General features: G+C 36.0%; 23 protein-coding genes. 2 read left to right on the top strand and 21 right to left on the bottom strand.

The genetic code is table 11. The features are described 5' to 3' along the window. Positions 1-4: 4 nt before the first annotated feature. From ACMT7R_RS13875 to psmA, 17 genes are all read right to left on the bottom strand, one after another. Complete coding sequence (locus tag ACMT7R_RS13875) at positions 5-187, bottom strand: 30S ribosomal protein S14 (RefSeq protein ID WP_148686894.1); 183 nt, start codon at positions 185-187, stop codon at positions 5-7. Further along, on the bottom strand, positions 184-702 hold the full coding sequence (locus ACMT7R_RS13870; protein ID WP_415312552.1) for a 50S ribosomal protein L5: 519 nt from the start codon (positions 700-702) through the stop codon (positions 184-186). The genes ACMT7R_RS13875 and ACMT7R_RS13870 overlap by 4 nt, the downstream gene beginning before the upstream one ends. Then, entirely contained in the window at positions 695-1,417 is a 723-nt protein-coding gene (locus ACMT7R_RS13865) for a 30S ribosomal protein S4e (protein ID WP_415312551.1), read from the bottom strand. The genes ACMT7R_RS13870 and ACMT7R_RS13865 overlap by 8 nt, the downstream gene beginning before the upstream one ends. Before the next feature lie 19 nt (positions 1,418-1,436). Continuing rightward, the gene (gene rplX / locus ACMT7R_RS13860) at positions 1,437-1,796 is read right to left on the bottom strand and encodes a 50S ribosomal protein L24 (protein WP_415312550.1); all 360 of its coding nucleotides are present in this window, start codon (positions 1,794-1,796) and stop codon (positions 1,437-1,439) included. A gap of 12 nt (positions 1,797-1,808) precedes the next feature. Beyond that, positions 1,809-2,243: a 50S ribosomal protein L14 gene (locus ACMT7R_RS13855; protein WP_148686898.1), complete on the bottom strand. Its 435-nt coding sequence runs from the start codon at positions 2,241-2,243 to the stop codon at positions 1,809-1,811. 2 nt (positions 2,244-2,245) lie between these two features. Further along, positions 2,246-2,569: a 30S ribosomal protein S17 gene (locus tag ACMT7R_RS13850; protein ID WP_415312549.1), complete on the bottom strand. Its 324-nt coding sequence runs from the start codon at positions 2,567-2,569 to the stop codon at positions 2,246-2,248. A 5-nt stretch (positions 2,570-2,574) separates the two neighbouring features. Then, positions 2,575-2,859, bottom strand: coding sequence for a ribonuclease P protein subunit (locus ACMT7R_RS13845; RefSeq protein ID WP_415312548.1), 285 nt, complete (start codon positions 2,857-2,859; stop codon positions 2,575-2,577). Further along, complete coding sequence (rpmC, locus tag ACMT7R_RS13840; protein ID WP_415312547.1) at positions 2,856-3,071, bottom strand: 50S ribosomal protein L29; 216 nt, start codon at positions 3,069-3,071, stop codon at positions 2,856-2,858. The genes ACMT7R_RS13845 and rpmC overlap by 4 nt, the downstream gene beginning before the upstream one ends. Further along, positions 3,072-3,800, bottom strand: a complete 729-nt coding sequence (locus ACMT7R_RS13835; protein ID WP_415312546.1) for a 30S ribosomal protein S3 — start codon at positions 3,798-3,800, stop codon at positions 3,072-3,074. It abuts the gene before it with no gap. A 1-nt stretch (position 3,801) separates the two neighbouring features. Beyond that, positions 3,802-4,275 carry a 50S ribosomal protein L22 gene (locus tag ACMT7R_RS13830; RefSeq protein ID WP_415312545.1) on the bottom strand — a complete coding sequence of 158 codons (474 nt, stop codon included), beginning with the start codon at positions 4,273-4,275 and terminating at the stop codon, positions 3,802-3,804. Between the two features lie 5 nt (positions 4,276-4,280). Further along, complete coding sequence (locus ACMT7R_RS13825; protein WP_415312544.1) at positions 4,281-4,688, bottom strand: 30S ribosomal protein S19; 408 nt, start codon at positions 4,686-4,688, stop codon at positions 4,281-4,283. A gap of 58 nt (positions 4,689-4,746) precedes the next feature. Next, on the bottom strand, positions 4,747-5,046 hold the full coding sequence (locus ACMT7R_RS13820; RefSeq protein WP_415312543.1) for a 50S ribosomal protein L23: 300 nt from the start codon (positions 5,044-5,046) through the stop codon (positions 4,747-4,749). Then, entirely contained in the window at positions 5,043-5,855 is an 813-nt protein-coding gene (rplD, locus tag ACMT7R_RS13815) for a 50S ribosomal protein L4 (protein ID WP_415312542.1), read from the bottom strand. The genes ACMT7R_RS13820 and rplD overlap by 4 nt, the downstream gene beginning before the upstream one ends. Further along, positions 5,856-6,854, bottom strand: a complete 999-nt coding sequence (locus tag ACMT7R_RS13810) for a 50S ribosomal protein L3 (RefSeq protein ID WP_415312541.1) — start codon at positions 6,852-6,854, stop codon at positions 5,856-5,858. It lies immediately after the preceding gene. Positions 6,855-6,915: 61 nt separating this feature from the next. Further along, entirely contained in the window at positions 6,916-7,776 is an 861-nt protein-coding gene (locus tag ACMT7R_RS13805) for a putative RNA uridine N3 methyltransferase (RefSeq protein ID WP_415312540.1), read from the bottom strand. After that, complete coding sequence (locus tag ACMT7R_RS13800; RefSeq protein ID WP_415312539.1) at positions 7,776-8,441, bottom strand: peroxiredoxin family protein; 666 nt, start codon at positions 8,439-8,441, stop codon at positions 7,776-7,778. Before ACMT7R_RS13800 ends, ACMT7R_RS13805 begins: the two co-directional genes overlap by 1 nt. An 83-nt stretch (positions 8,442-8,524) precedes the next feature. Continuing rightward, complete coding sequence (gene psmA / locus ACMT7R_RS13795; RefSeq protein ID WP_415312538.1) at positions 8,525-9,256, bottom strand: archaeal proteasome endopeptidase complex subunit alpha; 732 nt, start codon at positions 9,254-9,256, stop codon at positions 8,525-8,527. 68 nt (positions 9,257-9,324) lie between these two features. On the opposite strand from psmA, the gene ACMT7R_RS13790 reads away from it, so the two are divergent. Beyond that, entirely contained in the window at positions 9,325-9,768 is a 444-nt protein-coding gene (locus ACMT7R_RS13790; RefSeq protein WP_415312537.1) for a DUF371 domain-containing protein, read from the top strand. Positions 9,769-9,781: 13 nt separating this feature from the next. Here ACMT7R_RS13790 and purC read toward each other — a convergent pair whose 3' ends face one another. Both purC and ACMT7R_RS13780 read right to left on the bottom strand, forming a co-directional pair. After that, positions 9,782-10,639 carry a phosphoribosylaminoimidazolesuccinocarboxamide synthase gene (gene purC / locus ACMT7R_RS13785; protein ID WP_415312536.1) on the bottom strand — a complete coding sequence of 286 codons (858 nt, stop codon included), beginning with the start codon at positions 10,637-10,639 and terminating at the stop codon, positions 9,782-9,784. A 416-nt stretch (positions 10,640-11,055) separates the two neighbouring features. Then, positions 11,056-11,274 (bottom strand): hypothetical protein, encoded by a 219-nt coding sequence (locus tag ACMT7R_RS13780; protein WP_415312535.1) that lies wholly within the window; start codon positions 11,272-11,274, stop codon positions 11,056-11,058. An 87-nt stretch (positions 11,275-11,361) separates the two neighbouring features. Here ACMT7R_RS13780 and ACMT7R_RS13775 point away from each other — a divergent pair, with 87 nt between their 5' ends. After that, a complete protein-coding gene (locus ACMT7R_RS13775; RefSeq protein WP_415312534.1) occupies positions 11,362-12,234 on the top strand; it encodes a hypothetical protein in 873 nt (290 codons plus the stop codon). On the opposite strand, the gene ilvD is transcribed toward ACMT7R_RS13775, so the two are convergent. Continuing rightward, complete coding sequence (ilvD, locus tag ACMT7R_RS13770) at positions 12,231-13,958, bottom strand: dihydroxy-acid dehydratase (RefSeq protein WP_415312533.1); 1,728 nt, start codon at positions 13,956-13,958, stop codon at positions 12,231-12,233. The genes ACMT7R_RS13775 and ilvD overlap by 4 nt on opposite strands. Before the next feature lie 58 nt (positions 13,959-14,016). After that, on the bottom strand, positions 14,017-14,202 hold the full coding sequence (locus ACMT7R_RS13765) for a hypothetical protein (RefSeq protein WP_148686916.1): 186 nt from the start codon (positions 14,200-14,202) through the stop codon (positions 14,017-14,019). Positions 14,203-14,206 lie beyond the last annotated feature (4 nt).

The following is a 14,206-nucleotide window of genomic DNA, read 5'->3' as shown; positions in this document are numbered from 1 at the left end:
ACCTCTACTCGTACTTCCTAAAACCTAGGGAAAAAGCGACCTCTCTGAAACATCTCCTGCATAACATCAAATCATAAGAGCAAATCATTCCGCTAAATGAGCCACATCTCTTACACCATCTAGTACCTTTGCCATGTGCTAATTTTTTTCTGCCTGTTAAAGCATAGTCCCTAATCTTGATCTTCATACTATTTCTGCTCCAAATTGTGATTTAAAATATTGAATGGATTCATCCCGAGTGATTCTATGGCTTTTACCTATTTTATTTGGATTTCTTCTGTTGGATATTCTATATCCAGGTCTCTTTAATGCGGCACAGACGTCCATCCCGAAAATACCAATGTCAGGATTGTACTTTGTACCCGGTATATCTATATGTTCATGTATACCGAACGAGATATTGCCGTTATTATCGAAAGATGAAGCCTTTATCACATTCCTTTTTGATTCTATAATTCGTCTTAAAAAGTTTGTGGCATCTGATCTTCTTAAAGTTACCATTGCCCCAATTGGTTCACCTTTATGGATACCAAAATCTCTTACGCTCTTTTTGGCGCCTCTAACACTCGGCTTTTTGCCAGTTAATTCCATCAGAGCATTTTTAGCCTTTTCAACCGGGTCACCAGATTTCCCAACACCTATATTTATTACCACTTTAGATAATTGAATTTCCTTCATTGGATTTTCAGTATTTTCACTCAACTACCAATACCTCCAATACTGGTTTATCTAATCCAATAGGCATAATTAATTCAACTGGTAGTTCAACTGTCTTCTCATCAAATGTTAACACCACTCGCTTTGGTAATGAAAACATTCCACTCTTTATTTCTTCAACTCTTCCAATCTTTCCAGCATTTTCACCTTGTACAACTAGAACAAAACAGCCTGTTTCGAATTTAATATGTTTATCGATCTTCATTTCTGGTAGCGTTACCAAACATACATCATCCACGTTCATATCACTAGCGTCAGAGATCAATGATTTCCCATCATGAAATCCAAATTGGATTTTTCCTCCCTTAATGGTGGTTTTGCTTGTGATTTTTAATAACTTTGACGTATTTTCTTTTGTCTCAACAGGAACCAATAGATCTGATCCTTTCGGAATTAACCTATATGCCGTCTTGCTTGTAGTGACTTCAATAATGTCCATTATGCCTACGCCGAATCTCATGTCCCTTCTTACAACACGATCGACCATTATTTGACCGGAATTCAAAATTTGTTTGGTTTCACTTGCTGTAGAACTAAGATGTAATATATCCCTAATTACTATACCAAGAGGATAACACTTTGACTTGGAGTATGGTCCAGGCCTGGGTGATAAAATGAATTGTGAAGATTTTCTTTTTACATCCCAAAACTTTGGAGCCTTTTGCCTCTTTAACTTAGTACTCCCACTTTTTCTTACCAAATATTATTCACTACCTTTATTACTCCTTTTTACTCGCTCTTACTGTTGGTTTTCTTGATGATTTATTAATTTGTTCCTCTTTTCCTTGTAATTTTTTCTTTCTTTTATCATCATCTAGGTGGAGTGAAGTAACCTGAACATTTGATGAATGTATCTGTACTTTTACCTGTCCACCCTTTATTTTTTCTCGTTGAACTCCTTCGATGCTCAACCTACTTTTGACGGTATTTAATTTTTCTACCTTGCCTTCTACCCCTTTGTATTCACCACGCAAGATCTTAACTGAATCACCTTTTATGACACGCACACTCTTCCTACCATAATCCTTGCTTAAACTATCGGACAAGTTTGCTGAAATAGTACTTGTTTTCTTTTTCATATTCAATATCACTTAAACAATCATAGATGCCAAGTTAGCTATTCTTGGCCATTTTTCGGCAGCTTCGGCAGCCACCGGTCCCTTTAGATCGGTCCCTTTTATTTCCCCCTCTTGTGTCACCAAAACTGCTGCATTATCTTCAAAGGATACTCTCACTCCATTCAATCTCCTAATGGGATACTTTTGCCTCACTATAACTGCACCAAAAATCTGTTTTCTCAATTCGGCTGGACCTTTTTTAACTGTTACCGTTACAAAATCACCCACGGCCGCTGCAGGTAATCTGGAATGTCTTCCTTTATAACGGGTTACCTGAGCAATTTGTAATATTTTTGCTCCAGTATTGTCGGCACAAACTAAATTTGCATACAAAGGTAACGATCGGGTAACGTATGGCCTGAATTCCTCGACTCCTCTTGAGGATACTGCTCTTGATTTTGTAGACATGACTATTCACTAACCTCCACTACTGCAAATGAAACAGTCTTTGAAAGCGGACGACATTCTGCAATCTTTACCTTGTTTCCATCTTCTACTTCCTGACAATCAGAAATAAAAGCATGTATCTTTGATTTGCTGCGTTCGTATCTTTTGTATTTGTTAACAAATCTGGAATATTCTCTTTCAACAACAACCATATTCTTACTTTTGTGACTAACTACTACGCCACTAACAAGCTTGCCTCTCAAAGATAGGGACCCACAAAATGGACAGTATTTGTTTGAACATGTTTTTTTGGGACCTTTAACTTGAATACCAATATCTCTTACCATTAAATTCACCTGATCTTACCCTTAACTTCTTCTGGCCTTCCTAATAATCGCTTGCCAGGCAAAACAAACATCTTTTGCTTAGTAGTTATACAATACTTTAAAATTTCGTTCTTAGGAATTTTTATTATTTTGTCAAAAGTGGTACTTCTTATAACAATCATATTTTTGGTTATGTTCACTACTTTGCCATTTTTTCCATTGTTTTGTGGATTTGATGAATTGAGAATGCGGAATGATGAGTGCAATAACTCACTATCCAGACTGTTTGTAAAATCATTATTTAGTTTCATTTTTGATTTTGTCCTCCGGTTCGTTCGTTCATTAAGGTCAAGATTCGGGCTATGTCACGCCTTTTCCACCTAATAACTCCAGCGTCTTTTTTGAGAGTGCCCTTTAAAGCTTCAGATTTGAGCTTTGCTAAATCGACCTTGAGATCCGTTAATTTGTCCTTTAAATCAGGATCATTAAACTGTCGAAGCGTCTTAGTTTTATTTCTGGCCAATTACTTATTGATCTCTCCTGTGTTTTCTAATATTTCTTTCTGATCATTCTTCTCAGTAGTTTCATCACCTTTGTTTGGTTCCGAATTATTGATCTCCTTTGCACCTAATTCACTTTTATGTGATGTATGTTCCTTATACAAGGAGACTAGTTCAAATTCGGGAGGAGTCGCGTCTTTAATCGCAATTTTTAATCTAATTCCCATTATTCCCATCTTAGTTAATACATGAGTGATTCCTTCCTTCACGACTTTATCAGCCATGTTTCCACTTTTCGGTATTATACCTGAAGAGTGTTTTTCAAAATGAGCCCTCTCACTTCTTAGTTTACCTGAAATCGTAACTTCTACTCCCAATGCGCCTGCATTCTTAATAGTATTTACAGTCCAAAGTGCCGCACGCCTAAAAGCGGTTCCCCTTTCAATTAGTTGGGCTAGACGGTTACACATTATTTTTGGATTTAATTCGGGAACTTCGACTTCTACTACCGAAATTTGTGGGTTTGTTAGGCCAAACTTTACTTCAAGTTTGGATGTAAGGTCTCTAATTCCACTCCCTTTTCTTCCAATTACTAACCCAGGTCTTGTTACATATAAAGTAAGGCGAGTACCCAATGGTGATTTTTGTATATCGGCGCCACCAAATCCTGCATCCTTTAATTCTGTCCTAAGAAATTCATCAAGTTCACTATTGCGATAGTTATTTTTTAAAACATTTTTGATTGCATTCATTTTAAGTTATCCTTCCTTCCATGGCAACAATTTCTACATGTACCAAAGTATCATATTTTGGACTAGCCCGACCCATAGCTCGGGGAGTAAATCTTTTTAGTTTTGTACCTTGATGAACAACTACAGAAATAATCTTTAATCTATCTAAATCCATTCCTTTGTATTCTGCATTGGACTCAAGATTGTCAAGAAGTTTAAGAAATTCTTTAGTAGACTTGTGTGGGTATCTCCCTGAGCAGTAACCGTCTCGTATATTTGATCTATGAGCAACCTCATTATGATATCGACGATAGGGAACTGCTATTTTTTTTGTTAACACATCCTCCAAAAATTCCCTTGCTTTCTCAATAGATTTGTTGTTTATGGCCAGTGCAATCTCCCTAGAGTGTTTATGTGAGATGGATTTATCTCTTATAGCAGCTCTAACATGTCTTGACTTTTCATATTTTTGAAAAGAGTATGAATAATCTGGCATATAGATCACTTTAGTGGGACGTAGAGGCTAGATCTTGAAGATCCTACACCAGGTGCTCCGTGTTGCACTCTCTTATTTGTTATTGCATATTCACCAAGGTAATGGCCTACCATTTCTGGTCTTATGGTGTAAGAAACAAACTCCTTTCCATTATGTACCAGTACAGTTAGTCCGATCATATCAGGCAGTATTATCATGTCTCTGATATGTGTCTTTAATTGGCCCTTCAATTTACCATCTCTAGCCAATTTTAGATCTTCTCTAAACTTGCGTTTTTCATCATTCATGTATGTAGATAATCTCTTGTCAAGCGAACGCCTTTGTCTGGAATTCAGAAGAGGCATAAGAGTCTCAATTGAGAGTTTTTGAATCTGATCTCCTGAGTATCCTTTAAATTTAAATTCTCGCGCCATTTCATACCACTCCAAGCATATATAGTCTAGTTTTTTGATTCACAAAATTTTTCATTTTCTATACCAGTCCTAAGTTTGTCGCAAGCTGTCTTGCCCCGTCCACATTCCTAAATTTCATAATGGCCTTTTTACCACGAATCGTATTAAAAGTATTTACCTCGCTGATATCTGCTTCATAAATAATTTTCATTGATTTTACAATCTGTCCTTTAGTTGCTTTATTATGCACTATAAAACTAAGTTTGTTTTCCTTCTCTATTATGTTAAATGTCTTCTCCGTTACATAGGGTTCTAGAATTATTTTACTGGCCAAATCAGCATCAATATCAAGACTCTTGCTGTTTAATAGTTTATTCAATTCTGTTCCTCCATCAGTTTATGGATGGGAATTTTGATATTTTCTAGTGCATCCAACGAACTCTTTGAAAAAAGAGTTAGGCGTACTGGTTTAGCTCCCGGAGCTAAGTCAAGTATGCTCAAATCCTTAACTCGTTTTACGGTTACGCCAGGCAAAGAATTGTCCAATTTTAATAGGTCACATTCATCATTTCCTACCACAATTAGAGCACTTTTTCCCACTCTGGCTGGGCGTCCACGCCGTTTTGCTTTTCCCGATCGTTTTTTTACCGCTTGGTCTACCCTCTCAAGATCTTTTCCTAAACCCAATACTTTCAATAATTCAAGCAATGTCTTTGTTTTACTAATCTTCTCCACATCGTTTGTTACTACTATAGGAAATGAATTTACGCCATCAATAAGATGACCTCTTTTAGTAATTAACTCACCATTGGACGTACATGAGATCGCAGAATATAACGCTAAAATTCTTTCCTTTTTATTCATTTTCTTGTACGTTACTTTCCATGACTCTGGCGGATGTGTCAGTCTACCCTTGCGAACTCCACCAACTCCAGCTGCTTGACCTGCTCTGGAGAATCCTTCACCCTTCGCACGAGCGAGTCTAGCAATACCCAATCCTGTATTACGGGATTCGGCACTGACCATTTCACCTGCAGCCGGATATCTACCCTGTCTCTGAAAGTGATGAGTATTAATATTAACAAATGCTTTTTTTATGACTTCTGGACGATATGGATAATTAAATACAGCAGGCAATTGGATGCTTTCTATTTCTTTACCTTTTAGATCAAAAATCTTCGAATTCATTTAAATCACTACCTCCAATATTTTAGGTTCGTTGACTTTAGATTGTTTACTCCTGATGGGCTGTCTTAATTTTATGAGTCTTTTGGGAACTCCTGGAATCGTGCCTCTTACAACCATATAGTCCCCATTAACCAATCCAAAATGCTTGTACCCACCAGCAGGATTTATATTTACAACTTCTGTATTTTCGGAATTTGACATTAGCAAGATTCGTTTATTATATTCGGTTCTTTGATGAAATCCTCTTTGTCCTTGTCTTGCTACGGTATACATTATAGTGGCCGGAGAAATTGGTCCAAGGGTACCAACAGCCCTGACACTCTTCCTTGATTTGTGTTGTTTCCTCTTTACACCGAATCTGGTTATAGGGCCCTCAATCCCTTTTCCCCTAGTAATTCCATGAACGTCAATATTTTGACCAGTCTTGAATACTTCAGAAGCTTTAATCTCTTGACCTAGTTTTGATTTAAGAAAATCAAATTTTGATTGACTATCTTTTCCAGAAACAGAAATTTCATAAATAAACGGGGATTTTTGGGATAATCCAATCTTATTTGGATTTACTGCAACGATAGCCATCAAATACTTGGCTATTGAAAGTTTCTCCTCGGCTTTTTTCATAGCATCTTCTGAATATTTGGTCTTGTATTTTGCAGAGATTTCTTTAACGCTGTCTTTAGAATATACATCAAATAATGCATGTTTGCCATATTGATCTTCAGAGTATGCACGTATTCCCACAATTTTTAAAGGTGGTAAGGATATTATCGTGGAATGATTCATCAAGGGTTTACCAAAATTTGGAGTTTTCTCCTTGTCATCAACTGTCATAACCTGAATTTGCCCTACCTTGAATCCGGCAAAACCAACTAATCCAACATTATCACGACTAGAATTCTCGGGCCATGTTCTTATCTTAGCTTCTAAGCTTTTCGCTCTGGCCCTAGGGCGAAAGGCAATGCTACCTCTTCTCGGTGCGCTATATTTGCGGTGACCCATAGATAGGAAAATTTTTCGGATCCCATTAATAAGTTTATTATCGGTTAACCAAACTTTGAATTCATTTAACACAAGAGTTCAGGATAGACAAAACTCCTAAAACAGCTTCTTCAAGCCTTATTGTTTGAGTTCCTTGAAATGGAAAAAAATTATAAGAATGATACCTCTGGATATCTACTCCTTCCTTTGCAAATATCATGTCTAAACCATACTTTGGAGATCCAAACATCACCAAAATTGTTGCATCTGCTTTCACATTTCCTGATATCTGAGTTTGAAATTCTTGTTTATCGAAATGTTTTGAATACTTTGAGGTTAGAATCAAATTAGACGGATTATACCTATCAACGATTGTTTTCAAATCAGGAAAGTAACGTACGGAGTATCCCCAAAACATATTAGAAAGTTCTTTTTCCGTTACATCTACAGCGCGTATCTGTTTATTTCTCCTTAACAACCTTACATTAATTTTTTTGCCAGCTTGATTAAATCGTCCATCATAATTTATTAAATAATCGAGTCCTATATCTACAAATAGTGTCCCTCCTTTTTTTTCTATTATGCCAACCCGGATTTCTCCGCTTTTCAGAAATCTAATATTGACTTTGTTTTTATGGTGAGGTGCTCTTATAGGATGAAGTCGGCCAACTGTTTTTAACATCTCTGACATTGGATAAATTTTTTTCCTCAAATACTGAGGTGTGTCTAAATATTCTAATATGGTTGATAGAAAATTTCGTTCGTAAGTGCTAGGGTTTAAAATTTTATCATGAAATATATTGATGTTATTGATTCGGAATATTGAGAGAGTTCTTGCTAATTGAAATACTTTTAAAGTCTTATCTATGTCTTCTGTAATTCCATATAGATATGAATCTGGAATAGCGACATCATATTTCAAATTTTTTCCTGTAGTTTGCACTACCTTTCACTTAACAGTTCATTAACAGCGCCTTCTAAGTATCCTTCTGATCCGAAAAAGCTGTAACGCAATGTACCTTCCTTATCTATGATTATTGAAGAAGGCGTCCCGCGCAACCTATATGTTTCAAAAGTAATAGGTGAATATTCCTTATTAGCCAAATAATCCCGCACTCTCTGAGTTAATTCGCTTTTATCTTTATTTGAATAAGAAGAGTAATCTGGCACATACACGTTAATGAATTCTGTAATCATTTTGTCAGTAACAACTGTAGGCATTTTGATAATTTTATCATGAGCTATCGGAAATGGAATTTTATAATATAACTTATCACCTTCTACTAATTTTCCGTGTTGTTTCAAAGCCTTGTAAGTTTCACCTATTACTTTTCCCTCCGAAACTAAGAGTCTCAAATTCTCAATCGTATTCTTATCATAGTCTTCAAATGCTGTAGCGACTCCAATTACCTTTACACCCTTATCCTTGAACTTTTCGTATAGATTTACTGCTTGTGGTAATCCATACAGAAAGCAACCCGGACAGTTGACTTGAAAAACCTCAACTACAATAACATTACCGATCATTTGGTCAATATTGGTTGGCAAGCCCTGCATCCAATCTGATAAGATAAGATTTGGGGCTTTAGATCCAATTTCAATGGACATTATTAATTAGATCATCTTTAATTTAGAATTATTTAAACGATAAGTATTTAAAATTAATTTTTTTTAGAATATCAATAAAAAAATTAGGATTGTGTTTCCTTATTCTGTACCTGTTTTGAGTAGTTTTCTATTTCCTCAGATGACATCATACGCAATGATTTAGTTTTAGAATCAATCACTGCCAGTCGGATATGTTTTGTACCTGTTTTTTCTTCACTAACCATAAATATCGATTCAATTGCAAGAATGCAGGCTTTTTCTAAGCCAATATCATTCTTATAATTCTTCTCAAGATGCTCAGTAACTTGTTCACTACCTGCTCCAATAGCAACTGCATCATAGCCAATGTACGTTCCACTTGGGTCTGTAAGATACAATCCGATTCCATTCTTATCGACTCCTGCAAGTATCAATGCAACACCAAAAGGTCTAGCTCCCGCATATTGGGTATATTGCTGCGCCATATCGGCTAGATTCTTGGCAACCCCTTCAACGTCGACCACCTCATCATAAATCAATCTATTACTCTGAGCAAAAAATCTCGCATGGTCAACCTGAGTCCTAGCATCCGGAATATAACCTGCTGCTGCAAGTCCTATATGATCATCTATTTGAAATATTTTTTGAGTAACATTTGATATTTGTAATTTTCGAGTTTTTTCTTCAACGGCTAATATAACTCCATCAGTGCTTTTAATCCCCAAAGCTAGAGTACCTCTTCTAACCGTTTCTATTGCATATTCTACCTGATATAAACGGCCATCAGGTGAGAAAACAGTAATTCCTCTATCATAACCTGCTGCTGCTGGTAACAATTCAACTAAACTACTTGTAGATCTTTATTTATAGTTACCTTATTTAAAAAATAAACGAATATTTATCCTTGCTAGTTAGTGTCACTAGTCATTTGATAACAGAGGAAATTAAATTTTTTGGCCATAAGAATGTTCTTTCTCTACATCCGCGAACATTAGAAATTACGAAAGATCAGCGTTTGACTTCAAATGGGGATTGTATTATAGGTGTGAAAGCTACCAAGGCTTGCTCTGACATCTGTGCGGATCTAAAGCAGAAGATCAGGACAAATAACTCTCATATAGAATTTGAACTAATTGTAGAGCCGTTTACTCTAAGGATCTCTGGTTTAGGGAGTAGTGAGCTAATTTTAAACCACAGTCACGACATTGTACTAAGAAAAAGTACGTTCGTTTGTAGCCGCACAATTTGTCTAAATAGTAGCACCGCTGCTGTCGATATTCCCCGACAAATAATCGAGCTGCTCAAAGATCCCGAAAAGAAAGGGACATTAAGGATCACAGCAGAATAGAACTTTCAAAAATTTAATAGGACTTTTCAAATCTGCGTCCAGTTATTCGCTCATAAGCATTGATATATTTTTCAGAAATATCGGAGATCAGTTTGGTAGGTAGGCGAGGTACATTTGGAATTATCTTTGATTTGCGACACTCTTCTACATGTTGTTTAAACCCAGTTTTATCCAACCAATCTCTCAGCACCTGTTTATCGTAACTTTCTTGCATGACGCCTGGTCGATAATCATCTTTACTCCAAATTCTAAATTCATCTGGTCCGATAGAGTCGGCAAGGAGCAATTCATTAGTAACTTGATTTTTTCCAAATTCAAATTTTATATCAGCTAGGATAAAGTCAGCTTTGGTAACTATAGAATCTATTTTTCTAAACAGCTCCAATGAGGAATTTTTCAGAAAATCAAATTCATCTTGAGTAATCACTTTATTCTCCAAAATCCTAGAGGCCGTTATCGATTCATCATGCTCGTCCGATTTTGTAGTAGGGTCAAAAAGTAATTGAGGCAATTTTGAGGCAATAGGAAGATCTTTAATTTTGAAATAGTGAGTCAAGTCATCTAAATCAAGATTATTTTTTAGATACCTAGAGTACAAGCTCCCATAGAGATAGGATCGAACCACACATTCAATTGGAATCACTTGTAGTCTTTTTACTTCTATCATAGTAGGAGAAACCCTCCTGATGAAGTGATTATTAAATTCTAATTTTTCAAACCAAAAGAGTGCAAAATCGCACAATACTTTACCTTTAAAAGGTATTTCATCTTCAAGTATTACATCAAAAGCAGAGACCCTATTAGAAAAAGAAAAAATTAACGTGTTAGTCGTTGCTTCATAAATATCCTTTACTTTACCTTTCCTTATCAATTTCAAATAGAATTCTGTAAATTTATAATAATTGAAGTTCTTAAATCCTTTTAATTAGGTTACTTAACTTCAATTTAAGACTCAAAAAAAACCTAACCTGACACTTCTTATCTTGGGAAACCTGGTTGAAATCTAGGATTGGAGAAGATAATGAATTCGCGGTTTCGGCTTCCATGTATGCAGTATTTAAAATGTAGTCTTTAATTGTAATTTTGCCATAGTTGTTCTATAGAATATCGAACTTTATGATAGATCATAATTATTTTATCTCGACTATTTCATTGATTATTAATCTAAGCCATGATATCAATAAGCAAGTTACCCTATCTTAGAGTGAATTTACAATCCATAATATCCAATAATTTTGTTGATGGTAGGCTAAGAAATCAAAAATATTAAGTTTCGAACCATCATGCTTATTGATTATCCCATCTAAAATAAACAGTACCGCCCTTACAGGAGGCCACCAACTGATTGATAACATAAGTATGATCAACCTCAATTTCTGATAACAACTTGTCAATTAATTTCGCGTCATCATCCGATTCTGCAAACCTATTGATTAATTCTTCCTTTGAAAACTCTTTGCCATCATTAGATTTCAAAAAATCAAGTAAAACCTGTTTGTCTAACATATTTCTAATCAATATCCTCAAATCCAAAATTTATACATTGGCTACATTATGGAAAGAGATTTAATAAAATGTTTTTAATAAACATCATTGAACTATGAAAAAGCTTTTTTAATATTTTTAACAAATATCTTCGTTTTCTTTTTAACCTTTACATCATTTGACCTATCTTCTATTGATGATCATATTTCAAAAAATTTGGTCGTAGGAGCACTTAGTTCCGGTATAGGTGCTAATGAAACATTTTCCCTTTCAGGCTCAGTTATATCGACTATAGATCTTAATTCCAATATGACCGAAATTATAAAAAATTCAAAGACCCCGGGGTCGGAAGATAGAGCAGATTTGAATGACCCCCGAAATACAAACACGGGTATCTCCGGTCAGTTTGATGAGGAAAATGAAAAAATCGATGATTCGGGTCGCATTTCTTCCTCAATTGGCATCAATCAACAACCTTCGTTGTTAATGGAATCGAATCAAACGGATGATCTATCAAACAATCTCGTATCAATGTTGTCTGGAATAATTATTCAATCAATTGAAAAAGGTAATCCGACTATAAATTCTATAAATTTGAGTGACCCATTGCAATTGAAAAGCGAGAATATTTCGATAATTTTAGCAGGAAATTGGCAAATGTCGGTATTGAAATCAAACTTAACGGTTTTTGATGTTAGATTTGTCATGATCACTACAAATGGAACAGGCTTTCATTGGCATACCATTAATGGTCTTAAGAGCGATGCGAAGGTTTATTTTGGAAATGACAAGAACATTTACTTAATTGGCACAGTAGATTTTTTTACTGAGAATAAACTTGTCTCAAAAAACGTCAAAACAGCAATAATGATAAATAATTTGGAGACGATTCAAATCATATTCTTGGATGATCAAATATCTGGTCACCTATATAACCAGCCAATATATGGAACGATTGATATGATTGAAATTCCAAATTAGCTTGGGATGCTTTTCATATATTTTGTGATAGGTTTTGTAATGGCGCCTTCTGAGGCAGATTGAACCAGTGAAGCGTATTTAGCTAAAGCTCCAGACGTATATCGATTCTTTATTGTCTTAATTTTCTTCATCCTGTCACCAAAATCTTTCTTGCTTATCTTTAGATCGACAATTTCTTTTCGAAGATCTATTTCGATCTTGTCTCCTTTCTGTACTATTGCCAGCGGTCCTCCAACCATTGCCTCTGGAGAAACATGTCCTATCATGAATCCTCTCGTTGCACCCGAAAATCTGCCATCAGTTATCATAGCCACTTTTTCGCCTAACCCTTGTCCTACAATCGCTGCCGTAACCGCAAGCATTTCTCGCATCCCCGGACCCCCCTTAGGCCCCTCGTATCTAATTATAACAACGTCACCTTCTTCTATTTCTCTTTTTGATACAGCTTCAAATGCAGATTCTTCAGAATTGTACACTCTTGCAAAACCACTAAAGGTTTCCTCCTTCAGCCCGGCTATTTTGATTACTGCTCCTTGAGGAGCCAAATTACCAAATAATATTTTTAGTGTTCCTTGTTTATCAATTGGATTGTCAACTGTTTTTAGTATATTCCTGTATTCTGTTCTGTGGTTTTTATAATAAACCTTTGAATTCTGAAAGTTATGTGAGCCCAAGTTTTGTCTTAAAGTTTTCCCTGTTACCGTGAGCACGTTACCATTTATAATATCTTTATCTAACAGCGATTTTAAAATTACTGGTATGCCACCAACGTTATCTAAATTTAGCATTACGTAATTACCTCCTGGCCTCATATTTGCAATATGAGGTGTTTTCCTTCGTATGTACTCAAAATCTTTAATGTCTAAATCTATACCTGCCTCTCTCGAGATCGCTAAGAGGTGTAAAATGGCATTAGTGGATCCTCCTATAGCATTTGCCATGATGATTGCATTCTCAAACGCCTCATATGACAAGATGTCTCTTGGTTTGATGTTATTTTCCAATAAAGAACCAATGGATTTTCCGGTCTCAAAGGTTATGCGTTGTCGCTCCTCGCTCTCAGCTGGAGGAGTAGCACTGCCAAGCAAGGACATCCCTAATGCCTCACTTATTGAAGCCATTGTGTTTGCAGTATACATGCCTGCGCAGGATCCCGCTGAAGGGCAGGCTACATTTTCCAAATCTATTAACTCATCTAATGTCATTTTGCCGGCGTCGTATGTTCCTACAGCTTCATACACATCTTGTATTGTAACAGGCCTGCCGTTCCAATTTCCTGGAAGAATTGTTCCACCATATACAAAAATAGACGGCAAGTTGAGTCTTGCCATTGCCATTAAGGTTCCAGGTAGACTCTTATCGCAACCCGAAATACCTACAACCGCATCGTATTGGTGGGCACGTACCATTATTTCTATTGAATCTGCGATTATTTCACGGCTTATCAAAGAAGATTTCATTCCTTCATGCCCCATTGCAATTCCATCAGATACTGCTATCGTCGTAAACTCTCTAGGTGTGTTACCTGATTCTCTCACACCTTCTTTTGCTTTTAGTGCAAGTCTCCCCAAATGAATATTACATGGAGTTGCTTCATTGCAAGTGCTACATACAGCCACCAATGGCTTTGACAGATCGTCATCGTTCAGACCCATCGATTTATACATAGCTCTATGAGGAGCACGGGAAGGACCTTCTAGTGTTTTTCTGCTCGGTAAAACCATTACTATTACCTAAATCAAGGCTATTGAATAAAGACTGTGCTATAATTCTTGTGTCAGATTATTCGAGTGTAGCAGTTATTTTAATAGAATCCAGACCCTCAAATTTGAAAATAGTCTCACACATTCCACACTCAATGCTATTGTTATGCAACTCACTGGATGCTATTTCGTTTAGATATTCACATTTAGGGCAAGGGAAAGAGAAGTTCACAGTGAAATTATCTAACTCAATCGATTCACTCATACAT

Origin of the sequence: Candidatus Nitrosocosmicus sp. FF01 (assembly GCF_047711275.1) — an archaeon.
Taxonomy (GTDB): domain Archaea; phylum Thermoproteota; class Nitrososphaeria; order Nitrososphaerales; family Nitrososphaeraceae; genus Nitrosocosmicus.
This window is presented reverse-complemented; position numbering and strand designations above follow the sequence as displayed.

Excerpts from the sequence above, each read along its gene's own strand:
- ACMT7R_RS13825 (WP_415312544.1), bottom strand. The coding sequence starts at position 4,688 with ATGGCGCGAGAATTTAAATTTAAAGGATACTCAGGAGATCAGATTCAA.
- rplD (WP_415312542.1), bottom strand. The coding sequence starts at position 5,855 with ATGAATTCGAAGATTTTTGATCTAAAAGGTAAAGAAATAGAAAGCATC.
- ACMT7R_RS13845 (WP_415312548.1), bottom strand. The coding sequence starts at position 2,859 with ATGAAACTAAATAATGATTTTACAAACAGTCTGGATAGTGAGTTATTG.
- ACMT7R_RS13830 (WP_415312545.1), bottom strand. The coding sequence starts at position 4,275 with ATGCCAGATTATTCATACTCTTTTCAAAAATATGAAAAGTCAAGACAT.
- ACMT7R_RS13875 (WP_148686894.1), bottom strand. The coding sequence starts at position 187 with ATGAAGATCAAGATTAGGGACTATGCTTTAACAGGCAGAAAAAAATTA.
- ACMT7R_RS13800 (WP_415312539.1), bottom strand. The coding sequence starts at position 8,441 with ATGTCCATTGAAATTGGATCTAAAGCCCCAAATCTTATCTTATCAGAT.
- ACMT7R_RS13835 (WP_415312546.1), bottom strand. The coding sequence starts at position 3,800 with ATGAATGCAATCAAAAATGTTTTAAAAAATAACTATCGCAATAGTGAA.
- rplX (WP_415312550.1), bottom strand. The coding sequence starts at position 1,796 with ATGAAAAAGAAAACAAGTACTATTTCAGCAAACTTGTCCGATAGTTTA.
- ACMT7R_RS13780 (WP_415312535.1), bottom strand. The coding sequence starts at position 11,274 with ATGTTAGACAAACAGGTTTTACTTGATTTTTTGAAATCTAATGATGGC.
- ACMT7R_RS13855 (WP_148686898.1), bottom strand. The coding sequence starts at position 2,243 with ATGTCTACAAAATCAAGAGCAGTATCCTCAAGAGGAGTCGAGGAATTC.
- ilvD (WP_415312533.1), bottom strand. The coding sequence starts at position 13,958 with ATGGTTTTACCGAGCAGAAAAACACTAGAAGGTCCTTCCCGTGCTCCT.
- ACMT7R_RS13850 (WP_415312549.1), bottom strand. The coding sequence starts at position 2,569 with ATGGTAAGAGATATTGGTATTCAAGTTAAAGGTCCCAAAAAAACATGT.
- ACMT7R_RS13810 (WP_415312541.1), bottom strand. The coding sequence starts at position 6,854 with ATGGGTCACCGCAAATATAGCGCACCGAGAAGAGGTAGCATTGCCTTT.
- ACMT7R_RS13765 (WP_148686916.1), bottom strand. The coding sequence starts at position 14,202 with ATGAGTGAATCGATTGAGTTAGATAATTTCACTGTGAACTTCTCTTTC.